This is a genomic window from Halotalea alkalilenta, from assembly GCF_001648175.1.
Taxonomy (GTDB): Bacteria; Pseudomonadota; Gammaproteobacteria; order Pseudomonadales; family Halomonadaceae; genus Halotalea; species Halotalea alkalilenta_A.
In genome coordinates, this window is sequence record NZ_CP015243.1 from 1732528 (window position 1) to 1749669 (window position 17142).

Annotated in this window: 11 protein-coding genes; 6 read left to right on the forward strand and 5 right to left on the reverse strand. The window is 66.4% G+C overall.

Annotation, left to right across the window (positions count from 1 at the left end; translation table 11 throughout):
• Positions 1 to 81 precede the first annotated feature (81 nt).
• The gene (locus A5892_RS07610; RefSeq protein ID WP_064122294.1) at positions 82 to 903 is read right to left on the reverse strand and encodes a sulfurtransferase; all 822 of its coding nucleotides are present in this window, start codon (positions 901 to 903) and stop codon (positions 82 to 84) included.
• A 291-nt stretch (positions 904 to 1194) separates the two neighbouring features.
• Here A5892_RS07610 and A5892_RS07615 point away from each other — a divergent pair, with 291 nt between their 5' ends.
• The 4 genes from A5892_RS07615 (at position 1195) to A5892_RS07630 (ending at position 9858) form a co-directional block, all read left to right on the forward strand.
• Positions 1195 to 2520 carry an NCS2 family permease gene (locus A5892_RS07615; RefSeq protein WP_082890327.1) on the forward strand — a complete coding sequence of 442 codons (1326 nt, stop codon included), beginning with the start codon at positions 1195 to 1197 and terminating at the stop codon, positions 2518 to 2520.
• Positions 2521 to 2741: 221 nt separating this feature from the next.
• Positions 2742 to 4151, forward strand: coding sequence for a hypothetical protein (locus A5892_RS07620; protein WP_064122296.1), 1410 nt, complete (start codon positions 2742 to 2744; stop codon positions 4149 to 4151).
• Positions 4148 to 5011: a hypothetical protein gene (locus A5892_RS07625; RefSeq protein ID WP_064122297.1), complete on the forward strand. Its 864-nt coding sequence runs from the start codon at positions 4148 to 4150 to the stop codon at positions 5009 to 5011. Before A5892_RS07620 ends, A5892_RS07625 begins: the two co-directional genes overlap by 4 nt.
• Positions 5008 to 9858, forward strand: a complete 4851-nt coding sequence (locus A5892_RS07630; protein WP_064122298.1) for a hypothetical protein — start codon at positions 5008 to 5010, stop codon at positions 9856 to 9858. The genes A5892_RS07625 and A5892_RS07630 overlap by 4 nt, the downstream gene beginning before the upstream one ends.
• Before the next feature lie 96 nt (positions 9859 to 9954).
• Here the strand turns inward: A5892_RS07630 and A5892_RS07635 are convergent, their stop codons facing one another.
• From A5892_RS07635 to A5892_RS07650, 4 genes are all read right to left on the reverse strand, one after another.
• Positions 9955 to 10554: a class I SAM-dependent methyltransferase gene (locus A5892_RS07635; protein ID WP_064122299.1), complete on the reverse strand. Its 600-nt coding sequence runs from the start codon at positions 10552 to 10554 to the stop codon at positions 9955 to 9957.
• A 190-nt stretch (positions 10555 to 10744) separates the two neighbouring features.
• Positions 10745 to 11461, reverse strand: coding sequence for an HAD family hydrolase (locus A5892_RS07640; protein WP_064122300.1), 717 nt, complete (start codon positions 11459 to 11461; stop codon positions 10745 to 10747).
• Positions 11462 to 11511: 50 nt separating this feature from the next.
• The gene (locus A5892_RS07645) at positions 11512 to 13131 is read right to left on the reverse strand and encodes an ABC transporter substrate-binding protein (protein ID WP_064122301.1); all 1620 of its coding nucleotides are present in this window, start codon (positions 13129 to 13131) and stop codon (positions 11512 to 11514) included.
• A gap of 68 nt (positions 13132 to 13199) precedes the next feature.
• The gene (locus A5892_RS07650; protein ID WP_064122302.1) at positions 13200 to 13499 is read right to left on the reverse strand and encodes an FAD-dependent oxidoreductase; all 300 of its coding nucleotides are present in this window, start codon (positions 13497 to 13499) and stop codon (positions 13200 to 13202) included.
• A 650-nt stretch (positions 13500 to 14149) separates the two neighbouring features.
• Here A5892_RS07650 and A5892_RS07655 point away from each other — a divergent pair.
• Both A5892_RS07655 and A5892_RS07660 read left to right on the forward strand, forming a co-directional pair.
• Positions 14150 to 15478 (forward strand): IS110 family transposase, encoded by a 1329-nt coding sequence (locus A5892_RS07655; protein ID WP_064122303.1) that lies wholly within the window; start codon positions 14150 to 14152, stop codon positions 15476 to 15478.
• A gap of 414 nt (positions 15479 to 15892) precedes the next feature.
• Positions 15893 to 17044 (forward strand): hypothetical protein, encoded by a 1152-nt coding sequence (locus tag A5892_RS07660; protein WP_064122304.1) that lies wholly within the window; start codon positions 15893 to 15895, stop codon positions 17042 to 17044.
• The last annotated feature ends 98 nt before the right edge of the window (positions 17045 to 17142 follow it).

Here is a 17142-nt window from a genome sequence, read left to right on the forward strand (position 1 = left end):
GCAACGAATGGTGAGCGGGCGGTACGCCGGGTTATCGGGGCAGGCAGTATAGCCTGCCCCGCATCGGCGGCGCAGACGGCTTCAGCGTTCTATCGGAGTATCGTCGCGGTTGCCCCACTCCTTCCACGAGCCAGGGTAGGCGCGGATGTGGGTGAAGCCGAGCGCGCGGCCGACCAGCCAGCTGAGTCCGCTGCGGTGGTGGCTCTGGCAGTGGGTGACGATATCCTCCTCGGTGGTCAGGCCGCGGGCCTCGAGCAGGGTCATCAGCTCGACGTTGTCGCGCAGCCTCAGGTCGCGGTCGCGGTCCATCAGCTCCAGCCAATCGAGGTTGACCGCGCCTGGGATATGACCAAGATGGCGGTTGTCGCCTTTCTCCCCGCGGTACTCGGCGGGGGAGCGCGCGTCCCACACCACCACCTGGTCGAGTGACTCGAGCAGCGTCTCGCGGTCGATCGAGACCTCCGGATGGAGCAGCTCCGCGCGATAGTCGCTCGGCGTGGGGGTGTTCGACTCGCGCTCGAGCCGCAGGCCTTCGCCGCGCCAGGCGTGGATCCCTCCGTTGAGATAGGAGTAGTGGCGATGGCCGAGCAGCTCGAGGGTCCAGAGCAGGCGTCCGGCCCAGCCGCCGCCCTCGTCATCGTAGGCGACCACATGGTGGTTGGGGCTGAGGCCGAGTTCGGAGAACAGCCGGGAGAGCGCCTCCAGGTCGGGCAGGTCGTTGGGCACCGGGCCCTCGCCCTTGAGCAGCCGGCGATGATCGAGGAACAGCGCCCCCGGCACGTGGCCGTCCGCGTAGCTCTCGGCCTTGAGCGGCACGTCGATGATCAGCAGGTCGGGGTGGTCGAGCCGCTCGGCGAGCTGAGCGGGCTCCGTGATCAGGGGCAGCAGCTTGTCGTTGGGCATGGAGCTCTCCTTCCTGGTGTTTCGAGCACGATGGGATAATGGGTCCGCCCAGCATCGCATATCCGCTTTCCTCCTGCCTGTGCGCTGAGGAAGGCGACGGTGTGGCGCCCAAACGGCGACGCCGTCTGGTGTCGGATACGACCTTCGGATGGATATACTACGCGCTGTCCGCGCGTCCCTGGCGCCGGCTGTGCCACGCACCCGCTGAGCGGTGGGGAAGGGCGAACACAATAACGGCACCGGTGCCCCGCGTGGCGCATCCGGTGCGAACCCCCTCAAGGAGAACGACGCGTGCTAGAGCGACTGTTCGATACCGCGCGGCAGGGCACCAGCCCACGGCGCGAAATCATCGCGGGGATCAGTACCTTCCTCGCCGCCATGTACATCATCGTGGTCAACCCCACCATCCTCAGCGCCGCCGGCATCTCCTTTTCCGCCGCACTCACCGCCACCGTGCTGATCAGCGCCTTCGGCAGTCTGGCGATGGGGCTCTACGCCAAGAACCCGATCCTGGTCGCGCCCGGCATGGGGATCAACGCGCTGTTCACCTACACCATGGTGCTCGGCGCGGGCGTGCCGCTGCCGGTGGCGCTTGGCTGCGTGTTCTGGTCCGGCGTGCTGTTCGTGGTCCTGGCGGTGCTCAACGTGCGCCAGTACGTGATCGATGCGATTCCCGCCTCGCTGCGCCACGCGATCGCCTGCGGCATCGGGCTGTTCATCACCGTGATCGGCCTGGTCAACGCCAAGTTCCTGGTCGGCAATCCCGCCACGGTGATCGGCCTTGCCCATATGAGCGCGCCGGTCATCACCTTCCTGATCGGACTCGCGGTCACTGCTGCCCTGGTGGCACGCAACGTACCGGGCGCGCTGATCATCGGGATCATCACCACCACCCTGCTGGCCAGTCCGATCGGGCGGCTATGGGGCGATGGCTCGGCCTATGCGCCGGGACTCTCGACCCTGGTCAACTTCAACGGCATCTTCGCCTGGCCGGATTTCAGCGGGCTGTTCCAGGTCGACCTGCTCGGCGCACTGAACGTGGCCTACTGGCCGTTCATCTTCGTGATCCTGTTCACCACTTTCTTCGACGCGCTCTCCACCTTCATGGGCGTGTGCCAAGCGGGCAACCTGCTCGATGAGAAAGGCGAGCCACGCAACATCAAGAAATCGATGGTGGTCGACGCCTTCTCCGCGCTGATCTCGGCACCGCTCGGCACCAGCCCCGCCAACGCCTACGTCGAATCCGCCGCTGGCATCAGCCAGGGCGGGCGCACCGGGCTGGTGGCGGTGACCTGCGCGGTGCTGTTCCTGCCGTTTCTGTTCCTCTCGCCGCTGCTCTCGCTGGTGCCCGCGATCGCCACCGCTCCCGCGCTGATCATGGTCGGGGTGTTCATGCTCGCGCCGATTCGCCACATCGACTGGGTCAAGCTCGACGACGCGATTCCCGCCTTCCTCGCCATGGTGCTGATCCCGCTGACCTACTCGATCACCCACGGGGTGGTGTTCGGCTTCCTCGCCTTCGTGGTGTGCAAGACCGCGATGGGCAAGACCGACGAGATCCGCCCGACCATGTGGGTGCTCGCCGCGCTCTCGCTGCTGCTTTTGTTCCAGGAGTGAGGATGCGTCCGGCGCGGATCGGATGACGAATCCCGTCGGCTTCCCCGGCGCTCCCCCCGGTCCACCCGCTTTGCTATCATCCTCCCGCCGACGCCGCCGCAAGCGGCGTCGGCGTTTTCGTCTCCGCCATCGCGCGCCGCGCGTTCAGACAAGTTGCCCGCTATGCCGATTTTTCCCCCTGCCGTGCCTCGCGTCCTGTCCCGTAGCCTGAAGGTAGCTCGATGAGTTCGTCGTGGAGCCGGCTGCTCGCCGCCACCGCGCGCTTGATCGACCTGCACGATAGCGCCCACGAACCCGGCTCTGCCTTCATCCAGGTCAGCCAGGAGAGCCGCCGGGGCCTGCGCGATGGCTACTGGCTCGATCTCGGCTGCCTGCTGCTCGACTATCTGCTCGAGGTCGATTTCGACGCCAACGGCGCCTTCATTCCGCAGTCGCGCTGCCTCGCGCGGCTGCGCGAGGAGTATCCCGCGCTCTCGGCGGACGACCTGGGCTTCGTGGTCAACCTGCTCTCGACCCCGAGCGAGCTTTACTTTCGAATACCACCACCTCAGCGAGTACCCCCGCCCCAGGCGCTGGCCGGGTCGTCGAACCGGGTCAGCGCGAGCACCAAGCGCACTGCGCCGATCGAGCGCCAGCGCCAGACCGGCCAGGTACGCCTCAGCGCAGCGGGGCGCCAGGCGGCGACGCTGGCGGCCCAAGTCGAGGACGTGCTGTACAGCGAATACGATGCCGCCAAGGTGCTCGCCGCGCTCGATCGTGGCGATTTCGCCCGGGTGCCGCAGATCTGTCGCCAGATCCTGATCGCGATCCGCGGCCTGACCCAGGAGGTGCGGCGGGTGCGCGAGCATCCAAGCCTGGCCAGCAAGCTCACCGCGCTCACCGAGCAGCATCGCCACTACCATCATGCGCTGGGCCAGATCCAGGGCACTTTGCTCTCCGCCCGCGCCAAGCTCGCCACTGCCGAGCTCGCCGCTCGCTTCGAGCACTGGTGTGAGCGGCGCCCTTCGGAGCAGTGGGATCTACTGGTGCTGAGCGCTGCGATCGCCCGAGTGCTGACCGCGATCGAGAACCTCTCGCGCCGGCTCGCCGAGCTGCTGGCCGACATCGCCGAAGGGCGGATCCAGTCGATGGGGGTGATCGACTTCAGCGCACTGGCCAAGCGCCTGCTGCTGGTGCCGCCCAGCGAACGGCTGAGCGAAGCCTGGCTTGGCAAGAGCATGCCGTTCGACTGCTCGGCGAGCTTTCCGAGACTCGCGCCGATGCTGGCGATCACCCAGCGCGAGCGCGAGGCGCGCAGTACCACCACCCTGGTGTTCGACTCCGAGACCAGCAATGACGCGCAGGACCGCCTCTTGGCCCGCTTTCTCGCTCGTCGTGCCGCGCCGCTTCGCGAGCGCATCCGCCGCGCGCCGCTCTCGCTGCCCGAGGCGATCGAGGAGGGCTGGCACTGGCTCGACGACGAGGAGTGCCTGGCCCAGCTGGTCAACGCTTTCGTCGACACCGAGCTGCTCGGCGAGCCGCTCAGGGTCGGGTTGGATGCCGCCCCGTTCGTGGTCGAACTCGCCGATGGTCGCCTGATCGAGGGCGACCTTACCCCGACACTGCGCTTCGCCGAGGAGAGCCCAGGATGAACATGACCGAGATGGGCGAGGTGGTTGCCTTCCTGCTGCGCTATCGCGCCGCCGAATCCCACCCGGCCGGTGGACGCAAACGCCGCGGCCTGCGCGCGGGGCAGCTTTCCGAGCGCGACGTCTGCGCGCTGTTGAACGGCGCCGAGGAGCACGAGCGCACCGCACTCGCCGCACTGCTCGAGGGCTTCGGCCTGCGTCTCACCGAGCTTGGCGCTGGCGACTATCCCGGCATCCAGCCGGGCGCGCGGGTCTATCTGCTGCTGCCCGACCCCGAGGCGGAGCTGCCGCCGCTGTTTTCGCTCGACCCCAGCTTCGCCGCCCTGCGCCTGCGCCAGGAGAGCAAGGGCGAGCTGGCGCAGTGGTTCCTGCAGCTGTGGATGCTGACCATGACGTTGCTCTACACCCGCTGCAACCGCGCGCCCTCGGACGTCAGCCGCTACCAGGAGGCGACCTTCTGCGCCGAGGAGCTGGTGGAACTGGTGCGCGAGCAGCTCGAATACCTGCGCGGGCTCGGCGAGCGGGCGCCGCGCTCGAGCAGGGTGCTGCTCGAGGAGCGCGGCGAGGATCTCGCCCGCCGTGTGCGCGGCTTCATCGAGCTGCTCGCCCGCGCAGGCCACCTGGAGCATCCGCGTGAGAACGAAAGCGCGCAGGAGGTCTGGCAGCAGACCCTGCTCGGCGCCGTCGAGGTCGCCTCGATCAGCATCCACCACCTGCGTCATCTGATCGAGGCCACCGCGGCCGCGGAAGAAGAGCATCCGCTCGGCGCCTGGCTCGGGGCGGGAAGCGGCGCAAGCGCTGAGTCCCCGGCCAGTGACACCGAAGCAGTCGACCAGCCATTGGACCAGGAGAACCCTCGATGAGCGTGATCAACCGGATCGAGGTCGCCAACCTGCTCAACAAGCACGGCGATATCGGTTCTCCCTGGGACGCCAAGATGCGCCACCTGCTGCTCGACCTGCGCGGTCAGTCGAGTGCGATCAGCATGGAGAACGGCTTCGGCAAGACCACCCTGGCCGAGGCGCTGATCGGCCTGCTGGCACGTGACCGTACCCTGCTTTCGCGCACTCGCACCAAGTGTTCGCCGTCCAACGTCGGCGGCCAGGCCAGGAGCTGGACCCATCTGCGGGTCGAATTCCGCGCAGGCTCGGGCGGCGCGCAGAGCGACCTGCTCGCCGAGAGCGGGCTGGAGAGCGGTGGCGAGACCTTCGTCTTCGGCTGCCACGGCTACAGCGACTCGGGCAGCCTCGGCTTCTATCACTACGCGGGACGGCTCGAGCAGCTCCCGGTCCATTACCTGACCCGCGACGACAAGCTGGCGCTGTCGAGCAACGCCGACTTCCTCGCCGCGATGAAGGCCCTCGACGTCCAGCGCGGCGCCAGTCGCGAGGAGTGGCTCGACGCGGTGGGCGAGCATATCTCGCGTCGCGAGCTGGCCCAGATGGCGGCGTTCCAGAAGGAGGGCGGCGCCGACAAGAGCCAGATCTTCAATGCCATTCGTCCGCGCGCCGGGGAGAAGCCCGACCAAGCGTTCTTCTTCGAGGTGCTGGCGCCGCAGATCCTGCTCGGCGCGATGCGCGGCGAGAGCGATGAGAACGAAGAGCTGATCGAGGAGGTGATCCTCAATTCGGGCCACAAGGTCTCGACGCTTCGCCACAACCTCGATGAGGCCGAGCGTGACCAAGATCGCGCCGAGCACAAGGTCGCCAAGCTGTCCGCCCTCAATGCCCAGGGGCTCGAGCTGATCGAGGCGCGGGTGGGCTTGAGCGCGCTCGATGACGAGATCGAGGGGGTCGAAAGGCTGCTCGGCGGTGGCGCCATCGGCGGGCTGCCGGGGCTGCCGGGGCTGCCGGCGAGCGACGATGAACCGGCGCGCTGGTGCGCCTGGGGGCTCGAGGAGGAGGGGCGCCCGCGCGTTGCGGTGGCGTTCATCGCCAGGCTCTGCGCGCAGTCGAGCGCCGATGTCGAGGCTGCGCTCACCGCGCGCGGCCAGGCGGTGGCGCGCCATCGCCGGCTGGTCGCGCTGCCCGAGGCAGGCTGGCTCGACGACGAGCGCGCGGCGCATCTCGACTACCGCCAGGCGCGCGACTACCTCAAGCAGCACGCAGGCTTCGCCGATGAACAGGCGCGCCGGCAGGCTGTGGAGAGGTTCGAAGAGGCGATCGAGGCGTTCGAGAGCGGCGGCGGCAATCCGTATCGGGTCGAAGTGATCGCCGACCGCGCCCATCTGGCCAGTCTCGAGGAGGAGCGCGTGCGGGCCGAGCGCGAGGTCGAGCGGTTGGAAACCGAGCGCGAACGCCTCGATTCCCGCCACCAGGCCTTCGCCGACAACCAGAGCTTCTACCAGCAGGCCCTCTCCGACGGACTGTTCGAGGCCGCCGAGCTCGATGATCTCGCCGAGCTCGAAGCACTGGAGGCGCGCTGCCAGGCGCAGGCCCGCGAGGCGTTCGAGGCGCTCTCCAGCCACCAGCGCCAGCGCGGCGAATGGGCCAGGCCCTATGCCGACTATCTCGCCTTCATCGAGCGTCATCCTGGCGATACCCCCGAGACCCTGCTCGAGCTCAAGGAGGCCCGCAGCGTTGAGCTCGAGGAGCGCATCGCCCTGCTCGAAGGCGAGCTCGAGGCGCTCGAGCGCGATTTCACCGATGCCCAGGCTCGGCTCGATGCGCTGGCGCTCGAGCGCCAGCCGCTGCAGAGCGAGCTCGACCAGCTCGGTGGCGGGGTCGAAGCGTGGCGCGAGTTCCAGTCGCGCTGGCCCGATCAGCAGGCCGCCGGCCTCTGGCACGCGCGTCGAAGCGCGCTCGATGCGCTCGAAGCCGAGCTCGGCGAATGCCAGCGCCGGCGCGACGAGGCCGAGCGTGAGCGGCTCGAACTGGTACTGCTCGAACAGGACGCCGAGCGCTATCGCAAGCTCCACGGCGACGAGGAGCCGGTGCACCTGCGCCAGCGCTTGATCGACGAGCGCCAGCGGGTCGACCGCGAGAGGGAGAAGCTCGGCCGAGAGGCGCAGCGCTACGAAGGGCTGCTGCACGCACTCAAGGAGTTTCGCGAGGAGAGTGAACTCACCCCCGAGGGGTGGCTCAAGGATGCGCGCGGACGCTATCCGAAGCTCCTGCGCGAGCGCGAGGCGCTGCTCGAGGGGATCAAGGCCCGCGAGGCTTATCTCGAGCGCCTGAGCGAAGATCCGCTGGCGCGCCAGCAGGTCGAAGCCGAAGCGCACGCCTGCCTGAATCAAGCGGGGATCGATTTTCTCGCCCTGCATCAGCGCCTGAGTGCGGCGAGCGAGGACGTCGAGCGGCGCCGCGCCTGGCTCGCCCAGGCCGCCGGCTGCCTGTTCGCCCCGGTGGTCGACGGGGTCGAGCAGGCTGAACGAGCAGCCAGGCTCTTGCTCGAGCGCAACCTCGCCACGCTGGTGCTCGAGGGTGGGGCGCTGGCCGCGCGGATCGAAGCCGGGCAGCCGCCGCTCGGCGCGGTGGTCGGGCTCGAGACCCTGGCGGTCAAGGCCGCGCTCGACCCGCGCCATCTCGACGAGCTGCGCACCCAGACCGAGCAGCGCATGCAGGCCGAGCGCCTTCGCCTGGCGGCGCTGGAGGAGGAGATCGAGCGCCTCGACCCCGAGGGCTACGCCTACGCCCTGGCGCAGGCCGCGGGCAAGGCGCTCGAACTCGAGGTCGAGACCGCGCTGCCCAAGCTCTCGATCGAGGCGGGCGCGCTGGCTGAGCGTGAGGCGCTGCTCGACCAGCGCTTGAGCCCCGAGGGGGTGAGCTGCATCCAAGGCCTGCTGCGCTTCATGGAACGCGGCGGCGCGGCCGCGCTCGAGCAGACGCTGGCGCGGCTCACCGAGGCCGACGAACGGCTGCCCGAGCTGCGTGCCACGCGCGAGCGCCAGGCGCTCGAGATCGAGCGCTTCGGGGCGCTGTGGCTGACCGTCGAGCGCTTCCACCAGCATGGCGGCGAGCAGGCCCTGACCCGGCTGGAAGCGCAGCTCGCGCTGCTCGACCAGCAGCGTGAAACGGGGAGCGATCAGCGCGCAGCGGCAAGCGAACGCCGCGAGCGGCTGCGCGGTGAGCTGCTCGACGCGCGTCGTGCGTATGAGGCGGTGTTCGCCGATGGCGAGCGCGCTGCGCTGAAGGGGCTGGTCGAGTTTCTCGATGCCGGCGGCGACGGCTTCATGGCCGCGGCCGACCAGCAGCAAGCGCTGCTCGATGAGCGGCTGCAAGCGGCCAACCGGCGTGCCGGCTTCGACTTCGAGCGCGTTCGCGGCTATCTCGAAGTGGTCCAGCAGGGCGCCGGCGGCAAGCGCTTCGAGCGCGAACTCGCCGAGCTCAAGCGAGCGATCAAGGAGGCTCGCGACGGGCTCAAGGCGGCAAGCCGCGAGCATGCCGAGACGCTCACCCGGATCACTCGCCATCGCCGGGCGCTGAGCGCGCTCGACCGTTTCGGCCACGCCTGGCTCGAGCGCCTGCGCCAGCTGCCCAAAGGCTGGCGTGAGCGCATCGCCCTCGCCCCGGCGCGCGAGCCAGATGAATCCATGCGCGGGCTCGATGCCGCCCTCGATGAATGGCGTCGCAGTGCGGTCGAGCCGCTCGAAACCGATGCCGACGCCGATCGACTGCTCGGGCTCTCCCAGCGCCTGCTCGGCGGCCTCGAGGCGCTGCGGCTGGGCGAGCGCGGGCGCGAGCGCGACCGTCTGGGTCGAGAGATCCAGCGCCTCGAGCTCAAGCTCGGCAAGGCGCTGTTCGATGCGCTCGAAGGCGGGTTGTTCAATGCCCTCGAACGTGCCCGGCTCGAGGCCTTGTCGAGTCTCGACCCTACCGCGCTGGATGGCCTCGAAGGGCTCCACGCCCAGCTCACCGAGCAGCTGGCCGAACACCGCCAGCGGGTCGAGCAGCTCAACGCCTCGCGCGGGCAGATCGAGGAGACCCTGGTCGAGCGTCTCGGCTCGATCACCGTCGACGCCGCCGCCAACCTCGACATCCTCAAGCGCGTCGCCAAGCGTAGTGCCAGCGGTGGCGCTTTCTTCGAGGTCCGCGCCGAGCTGATCGCGCTCGACCAGGTCCATCGCCTGATCGAGGCGCTGCTCGCCGAGATCGACGAGCACCTCGACCAGCGCCGCCGCCGCGAGACCGACGATGCCAGCCAGCAAGCCAAGCGCGACGCGGAGCTGACCAAGCGCATCCGCCAGCGGATCTACCGCGGGCTTTTCACCCACGTCTCGATCCGGCTCAAGCACGACGCCATCCGCCCCCACGGCCGGCTGTTCTCGCTCAATGAAGGCATGTCCGAAGGCCAGCGCGAAGCCGTCTCATTGATGTGGCTGGTCAAGCTCTCCGAATTCGCCATCGAACGCGAACTGCGCGAACTCAACGCCAGCCAGCGCAGCCGCGGCCAGGTTCAGCGCGAAAGCGTGATCCTCCTCGATGGGCTGTTCTCCAAGCTCTCGCACCGCAAGATGATCCAGGACTCGCTCGAGTCGCTGCGCAACACCCGCGGGCGCTTCCAGATGATCGGCCTGATCCACAACCCCAACTACGAAAACGACCCCGGCATCTTCCCCACCTACCTGGTCGGCAGCGTGATCGGCGCCCGCCACGGCCAAGGCGGGCACGTGCTGGTGCGCAACGGCGAAGTGGTCGAGCCCGAAGCGGTGGGCCGCAGTGAAGGGGAGGCGAGCCTGTTCGGGATCAGGGTGAGGGAGAAAGAAGGGTAGAAGAAGCAACGGTAGGATCGAAAAAGCGCTCCAGGAGGAGCGCTTTTTCACCTTGGATTGGGCTTGCGTTGGCATCGAGGCCGGGATGGCAGGCTTTCATCTCCTGCGCGCGATGATATCGAATCGATGCCAATGTTTAGGGCCTCTCATGCTGCTCCCATCTTCTTCGATCTCGGCAAACGAGAGCACTTCGAATTCGAGCAATGAAGCTTCCACCTGGGCCAGGGAGTGAAAGGTCATCGACGGTATGCTCGACCACCCGTCCCTGTCTCCGAGCAAGTTGCCGACGAACACACCGCCCGGCGCCAGTGCGTGAGTGATCAATGCCCATAGCCGGGGAAAACCATCCGGGTGGCAGAAGGGCAAGCTCATTCCCGCGAATACCAACGACGATGAGGGCAGCGGGCCGAGATTTTCGAAATGGCTGGTGACGGTCGTCAAACGGCCTTGCGGTAATCGTTGCGCAATCGCCTCTACCCTATCGATCGCCGATCGTTGCTTGTCCACTGCATGGACGCTCCAACCTCTCTCCAACAGCAGCCCGCTTTCGAGTCCCGCGCCGCAGCCCAGGTCCACAGCCGATTGGCCATGCTGGTCCGGCACGATCATAGCAAGAGCGCGTCGGAGCAAGGGTGAGCCTTGGCGTCTGTCATTGCGCTTGTAGTAACGCTCCCAGCCATCTGGGTCTTCCATCATCAACCGGCCTCATGTCGGTATGCCTGATTGCCATGAGCTGCATATGAGCACCATTTGTCCCGCGCTGGAATGCTCAGCCTGCAACGCAAGGTGCCGCGCTGCGGTGGCGAGGCCATTCGACACGCCCGAATCGCGTGGAAGAGCGAAGAAGGAGGCCGGCGTGCTCTGGTCTCCTTCTCCTCACTGGACCTCAACGCCGCCCGTCGTACTCGGCCTCGACGGCATCGGCCAGCGATTCGAGCCGGGCGTAGTGGTAGTCGGGTACGGTGAGGTCGGTGGGCGGTTCTCCTCCCGGCCCGGGCTTGCCCTGCCGGCGCTCGATCCAGCACACCTGGTAGCCCAGGCGGCGCGCGACGCCGATGTCGTGGTACTGGCTCTGGGCGACGTGGAGGATCTGTTCGAAGCGGATGCCCTTGGTGCCCGCCAGCAGACCGCGTGCGTAGGCGAAGAACTGCGGGTCGGGTTTCTCGAAGCGCACGTCATCGACCGTGACGGTGAGATCGAATGGGTGGCCGAGGGTGTTCGACATGATTTCGAGCGCCCAGCGTTCAGCATTGGTGGTCGCCACCAAGGTGTAGTGCCGGCGTAGGCGTTTCAGTGCGGCGACCGAGTCATCGAAGGCGGGCCACTCGAAGATCGAGCGCGGCAGCCCCTTGGCGATCAGTTCGGAGTCGGGCAGGCCGAACCGCTCGGCGAGCACGTGATAGCAGCGCTCCAGGTCGCTCGGCCATTTTCCTGCGCCGGGGGAGTTGTGCGCGGTGCTGTAGGCCTCGAGGATCTGCTCGTCGGAGAGCGCGGCGGCGGCATCGCCGCCCACCTTGCGTACGTAGTCCAATATGCCGCGTTCGTAATCGATCAGCGTGCCGACCACATCGAAGGTCAGCGCCTTGAATTGCTTGAGCTGCATCTGTTCCATCCTTTGCCGTGATGTCGGGGGTTGCAGGTAAACGGCCTGGTCTAGCCTTCGAGCCAAACGTGTTCGGCGAACATAAAGCCCATGAAGCCGCCGAGGGGGATCGAGCCATAGCCTTTGAGCGAGGGGTGGTGCGCATCGATGGTGCTGATGAAGGCGGGAATGCCGATGCCGCTCTGCTCGTGGATCAGCGTCTGCATGTCCGCGTACATCTGCTTGCGTCTGGCTTCGTCGCTCTCGGCGCGGGACAGGCTCAGCAGCTGGTCGAACTGGGGATTGCGCCAGCGCGATTCGTTCCACGGCGCATCGGACTTGAAGAACTGGGTCAGCAGGATGTTGGCGGTAGGCCGGGCGATGATGTTGCCGAAGGCGAAGGGCGAGGTGAGCCAATGGTTGTCCCAGTAGCCGTCACCGGGTACCCGGTTGATGTTGATCTGGATGCCCGCGGAGAGCGCCGACTGCTGCAGCACCGCGGCGATGTCCAGCGAGCTCTCCGCCGCCGGCGAGGCGACCAGGCTCAGTCGGGCGCCGGCGACACCCGCCTCGGCCAGCAGGGACCTGGCCCGGTCGGGATCGAAGGTGCGCTGGGGCAGGTCGGCGAAGTAGTAGGGGGTGCCGGGCATGATCGGCTGGTCGTTGCCGATCACCGCATAGCCCTGGAACACCGAGCGGTTGATCGTCTCGCGATCGAACAGCAGTTTGATCGCCTCCCGCACCCTGGGGTCGCTGAAGGGTTGTGCATCGGTATGCATGATCAAGTCGGTATAGGTGCCGGCATTGGTGGCCAGCAGACTCACCCGCCGGTCCTGTTCCAGACGCTTGGCGGTGCGCGGATTGATCGAGCTGATCAGCTGCACGTCTCCGGCCAGCAGGGCGTTGACCCGTGCGGGCTCGTCGCTGATGCCCACCAGCTCGACCTGGTCGAGGAACGGGTGTCCCGAGCGCCAGTAGTTCTCGTAGCGTACCGCCACGGTGCGCACGCCCGGAGTGAACTCCTGGCATTTGAACGGGCCGGTACCGATGCCCAGGGAGAAGTCCTCCGTGCCGGCCGGTACGATCAGCATGTGCGGCACGCCGAGAATCGACGGCAGTTCGATATCGGGGGCGCTCAGGGTGATCATCACCTCGCGCTCGCCGGTCGCTTCGATCGCCTTGAACTGCTGGGCCAGGGTCATCGCCTTGGAGGCGGTGTTCGGGTCCTGGTGGCGGCTGAGGGAGAACACCACATCCTGCGCGTCCAGCGGTTTGCCGTTATGGAAGGAGACCCCGGCGCGGAGGATGAAGCGCCAGGTGGTGCCGTTGTCGAGGGTCTCGAAGCTTTCCGCCAGCGCTGGTTGGGGCTGCAGCTTGTCATCGAACGCGGTCAGGCCGTTGTAGAACATATTCATCCTGACGTAGTCGGTATTGTTCGACCCCTTGGCTGGGTCCATCTGGTCGAGGGTCGAAATGGTGTCGCTGGCGACGCGGATGCTGCCGCCCCGGCGTGGCGTGGCGGCCTCGGGGCTGGCCGCCTGTGCGCTCGGGACGATGAGCGAGCCGCCGGACATCGAGGCGCCGAGCACTCCCGCCATGCCGAGCAGCTTGAGGGTATCCCGGCGCGAAAGCCCGGCGCTGGCATCGGTGAGCAGTGGCGGGATCGAACCGTTCGGGTAGGTGTTGCGCATCTTCTTGCTCCATCGGTTGAAATTGTTATGGATGTGGAACCGGCGCGGGAGAGATCGTCGATGTCGGGCTATCGGCAGCGGCCTTTGAACCGCTGCCAGACACCGAACAGGGGGAGGAACCAGCTAAGGCCGAAGTAGCCGGGAATCGGCGGCCAGGGGGCATTCAGCCAGGGGATGTCCGGCCGGCCGCCCTTGATCAGCGTCGCCATCGCCATGCCCATGTGCACGGACATCTGCACGCCGTGGCCGCTGTAGCCCATCGCGTGGTAGAGGCCGAGGTGCTCGCCCGCATGGGGCAGGCGGTCTCTGGAAGAACGGGGGCGGGGTGGATGCCTTTCTCGACGGGTCATCGTGACTGCGCTACTCATGCCTTGTCCTCATTATTGGAGTTATCAGCGAAGCAAGACTGGCAAGTCGACGGAACCCATTACAGCAGCTCGATTGGAGAATATGAGCGAAGATTAGCGGGCGGAAAAAGCACAACCATCCATATCATCGTGCCATTCAAGCAAAACCTGCCGGGCCTTCACCGACCCGGCTCATCACGGCAAGGGCCGTGGAGGCCCGAGTCGAACCACTGCCTCATCGCCGCCGCTCGATCCCTCGACTGGCGCCCTTCATTGCCGAGTCAGGACTCGATCTCGGCGCGTGCGGGCGCCGCTCGGGACGAACGGATTTATCGATCCGTTCGTGCCCCTCGATGCGCTTCGCTTACTCGGGATGCTCGGATAGCCGGCGAGGAGCGAGGACGCTTCAATATCCGTTCGTGGTGAGCCTCCTGTGCCATCGCGATGGCACTGCGCATGGACCTTGAACCCGAGTAGCATGGCTGTGTTGCCGCAAGCAGCGTGGCCGCATGTCTTTTGGTGCCGGGTGCCCGGTGGTGAGAATGGCTCTGGTCGTGGGCTGCTGCGCATTATGGTGAGCCTGGCTTCCCGTTGGAAAGATTTGTCTTCCCAGAACACGACCGGGCTTGCGGTAACCCCTTCTCCATCGACCCGTTCCCAGGAGCTATGAGATGGCCCACTTACCGGTATTGGATCCATTGGCAGCCTTCGTGGATGTCGGCAGCGAGCAGATGTATGTGTCGATTGCCGGAGGGGAGCCGAAGGTATTCGGCACGTTCACGGCACAGCTGCATGAGCTACGCGACTGGCTGTTGTCGCAGAAGGTGAAGTCGGTGGCCATGGAGGCCACGGGGATCTACTGGCTGCCCCTGTACAGCGTGCTGGAAGCCGCGAAACTACAGGTGCTGATGGTCAACGGTAAGCACACCCGCAATCTGCCGGGTCGCAAGACGGATATGAAGGATTGCCAGTGGGGAGCGACGTTGCACGCGCACGGACTCTTGCGGGCAGGCTTCGTGCCCCCAGCCGAGATCCGGCGCTTGCAGGATTACCTGCGACTGCGCCAGGACCACATCACGCTGGCCGCAGGGCATGTGCAGCATCTGCAGAAGGCCTTGGAGCGGATGAACATCAAATTGCACGATGTCATCAGCAACCTGGTGGGCCGCAGCGGCATGGCGGTGATCCGGTCGATGCTCGAGGGTGAACGCGATCCTGAGCGACTGCTGGCTTTGTGCGACGTGCAGATCCGCCAGCAGAAGGCCGAACGGATCAAAGCCTCTCTGCAAGGGACCTGGGCCGAGGAGCATCTGTTCGCGTTGCGCCAGGCGCTGGAAAGCTGGGAGCACTACCAGCGTTTGATCAGGGCTTGCGACCAACAGATCGAAGCGGTGCTCTGTTCGATCGACGTCGATCCTCCGACGTCGCCGCCGTCCAAGGCGCACAAGCGAGGCGGTGCCAATGCACCCCAGATCGATGACCTGCATCCGATGCTGGTGGCTCTGTGTGGAGGCAATGATCTCACCGTGCTTCCCGCCCATACGGACTACAGCGTCCTGCAACTCATAGGTGAAGTGGGAACCGACCTGACCCAGTGGCCGACCGAGAAACACTTCACCGCTTGGGCCGGGCTGGCCCCCGGGAGTCATCAGAGCGGTAAGCGCCAACGCTCGGCCAAGCGCAGGCGTAATCGTGCTGGGCGCCTGTTTTGCGTCATGGCCCGCAGCCTCGCTCGCAGCAAACACATTGCGCTGGGCGGTTTTTACCGTCGGATGGCGGGTCGCCGAGGTGGATTGATCGCCAATATCGCCCTGGCGCGCAAACTCGCGGCGCTGTTCTGGCGCGTCATGGTCAAAGGATTGGACTATGTCGAACACGGACTCCAGTACTACGAGGCACAGGCGCTGGAAACCAAACAACGTTCCATGCGTCGACTCGCCAAGCAGCTCGGGTTCTCCGTGACGCCTATCCAGACTGAAGCTCAAAATGCTTCTGCCTGAAAGTTGAGGAAGAACGATATGACGACCGCCCAATCTCCCCCTGATCATCCCCCTGTCGAGGAAAACTCGGAGGGGGTTCATGGAAAGCCGGGCCTTCGCCAACCGGGCCCATCACGCCAAAGGCCGTGGAGGCCCGGGTCGAACCACGGTCCGGCGCCGAGGCCGGCAGGAACGCGAGTTGCTGAATTGTTGTTGGCGTTTGTTTGTATTTGGTGACCTATTGTATCGGTGGGCCCGCGAACCACCCGCTCTTGCGGGTAGACTCTGATCCATCACCTCGCCTCACCTGGATCGCCCGATCTTCATCGCGCGATGGCAGGACGGGGTGGGTATGGCTTGGCCGGGACCGGGCCGTCTTTGCCGCTATTGCGCCAAGCTTTCGAGTGCGGATGCGCGTTTCAAGGAGAACACTGGATGTCCAGAGCTGCTAAGCGGCGCGTATGGCCAATCGCATTGGCGCTGGCATTGGGCAGCGCGGCGGTGATCGCTGCCGCCTCGGATGGGCGCAGCTATGCGCAACGTTTGCTGCATTTGGAGCTGTCGCAGCGCTTGCCGTCGCTGTCGTCGGCGCTGGAGGGCGAGTCCGATGCGGTGAAGATCGTCTTCATCGCCTACGCCGAGGATGAGCAGCTATGGCTCAATGCCCGGTTGGCGCTGCTGAAGTATGGCGATGAGGCTCGCGAACTGCTCTCCGAACAGGGACTCGAGCCTGAGTTCCAGCACGCACTGCGTGAATACGGGCCGGATATGCTGCTGCCGGTCATCTACTTCCGCCAGCATGGCTACTTCCTTTCCCGCTGGAAACGACAGGCCGAGTCGGGCTACCAGACCCTGGCTGAATGGTGGCGCGACGAAGTGCAGCCCGGGGAGGTGATGCCCGACGAGGCGGCGCTGCGGCGTGCGGACGGGGCCAGGGCGGTCGAGTTCGTCAATGACGAAGGCTACGACTTCATCCAGCAGTTCACCCGCAACCCATCCAGCGGAGAGGTCGATTGGCTCAACACCGAGCGCATCTCGCGAGGCATGACCAATCTGCTGCTGGGAGACACGAAGCGCTGGGAAGCGCTGCGTGCTCGTGGGGAGGAGGTACCGAGCGCGGTGATGTTCGGCTCGGTGCTGGAGATGGGATCGCTCGGCCTGCTCGCCGCGGGACCTGCGATCAAGGCGTTGAGCGGTGGTTCGCGTATGGCGCGCTGGGGGATCGCATCGCGCTCCCCGAGCGCCAGTGCGACCGCCGGTGCGCGAGCCTCCCGGGTCGCCCTCGCGGCACGCCGGGGCGTGACGGCGGTGACTTGGCTAGCGGGCAGCCGCTGGGCCAAGGTCGCCGGAGGCGCTGCGCTGGTTTACTTGGTCGTCCAGCATCCCACGCTGCTCAATGGGGTTGGCAACGCGCTGGCCTGGGCATTGGGGATCCCGATGTGGCTCGGGGTGGCGGCGGTATGGTTCTGCGTGCTCGCACCGCTTTACTGCTTGGCGCGTCCGTTCCTGCGCCTGCTGGGCGGGGTGATTCGCTCCTGCTTGAAGGTCTCCGGCTGGGTACGTAGGAGCGCGGTGTCCTCGGGCTGAACATGCATTGCCGCTGCAATGCTTCAGAAAAGCGGCATCATCGGCTATGCCACCTTGTCCCTGAGCGCTACTCTACCGGCGCCGATCGTGCCGTAGAA

What these genes read in the sequence shown, in the direction of transcription:
- A5892_RS07610 (WP_064122294.1), bottom strand. Translation starts at nt 903, where the DNA reads ATGCCCAACGACAAGCTGCTGCCCCTGATCACGGAGCCCGCTCAGCTC.
- A5892_RS07620 (WP_064122296.1), top strand. Translation starts at nt 2,742, where the DNA reads ATGAGTTCGTCGTGGAGCCGGCTGCTCGCCGCCACCGCGCGCTTGATC.
- A5892_RS07625 (WP_064122297.1), top strand. Translation starts at nt 4,148, where the DNA reads ATGAACATGACCGAGATGGGCGAGGTGGTTGCCTTCCTGCTGCGCTAT.
- A5892_RS07630 (WP_064122298.1), top strand. Translation starts at nt 5,008, where the DNA reads ATGAGCGTGATCAACCGGATCGAGGTCGCCAACCTGCTCAACAAGCAC.
- A5892_RS07635 (WP_064122299.1), bottom strand. Translation starts at nt 10,554, where the DNA reads ATGATGGAAGACCCAGATGGCTGGGAGCGTTACTACAAGCGCAATGAC.
- A5892_RS07640 (WP_064122300.1), bottom strand. Translation starts at nt 11,461, where the DNA reads ATGCAGCTCAAGCAATTCAAGGCGCTGACCTTCGATGTGGTCGGCACG.
- A5892_RS07645 (WP_064122301.1), bottom strand. Translation starts at nt 13,131, where the DNA reads ATGCGCAACACCTACCCGAACGGTTCGATCCCGCCACTGCTCACCGAT.
- A5892_RS07650 (WP_064122302.1), bottom strand. Translation starts at nt 13,499, where the DNA reads ATGAGTAGCGCAGTCACGATGACCCGTCGAGAAAGGCATCCACCCCGC.
- A5892_RS07655 (WP_064122303.1), top strand. Translation starts at nt 14,150, where the DNA reads ATGGCCCACTTACCGGTATTGGATCCATTGGCAGCCTTCGTGGATGTC.
- A5892_RS07660 (WP_064122304.1), top strand. Translation starts at nt 15,893, where the DNA reads ATGTCCAGAGCTGCTAAGCGGCGCGTATGGCCAATCGCATTGGCGCTG.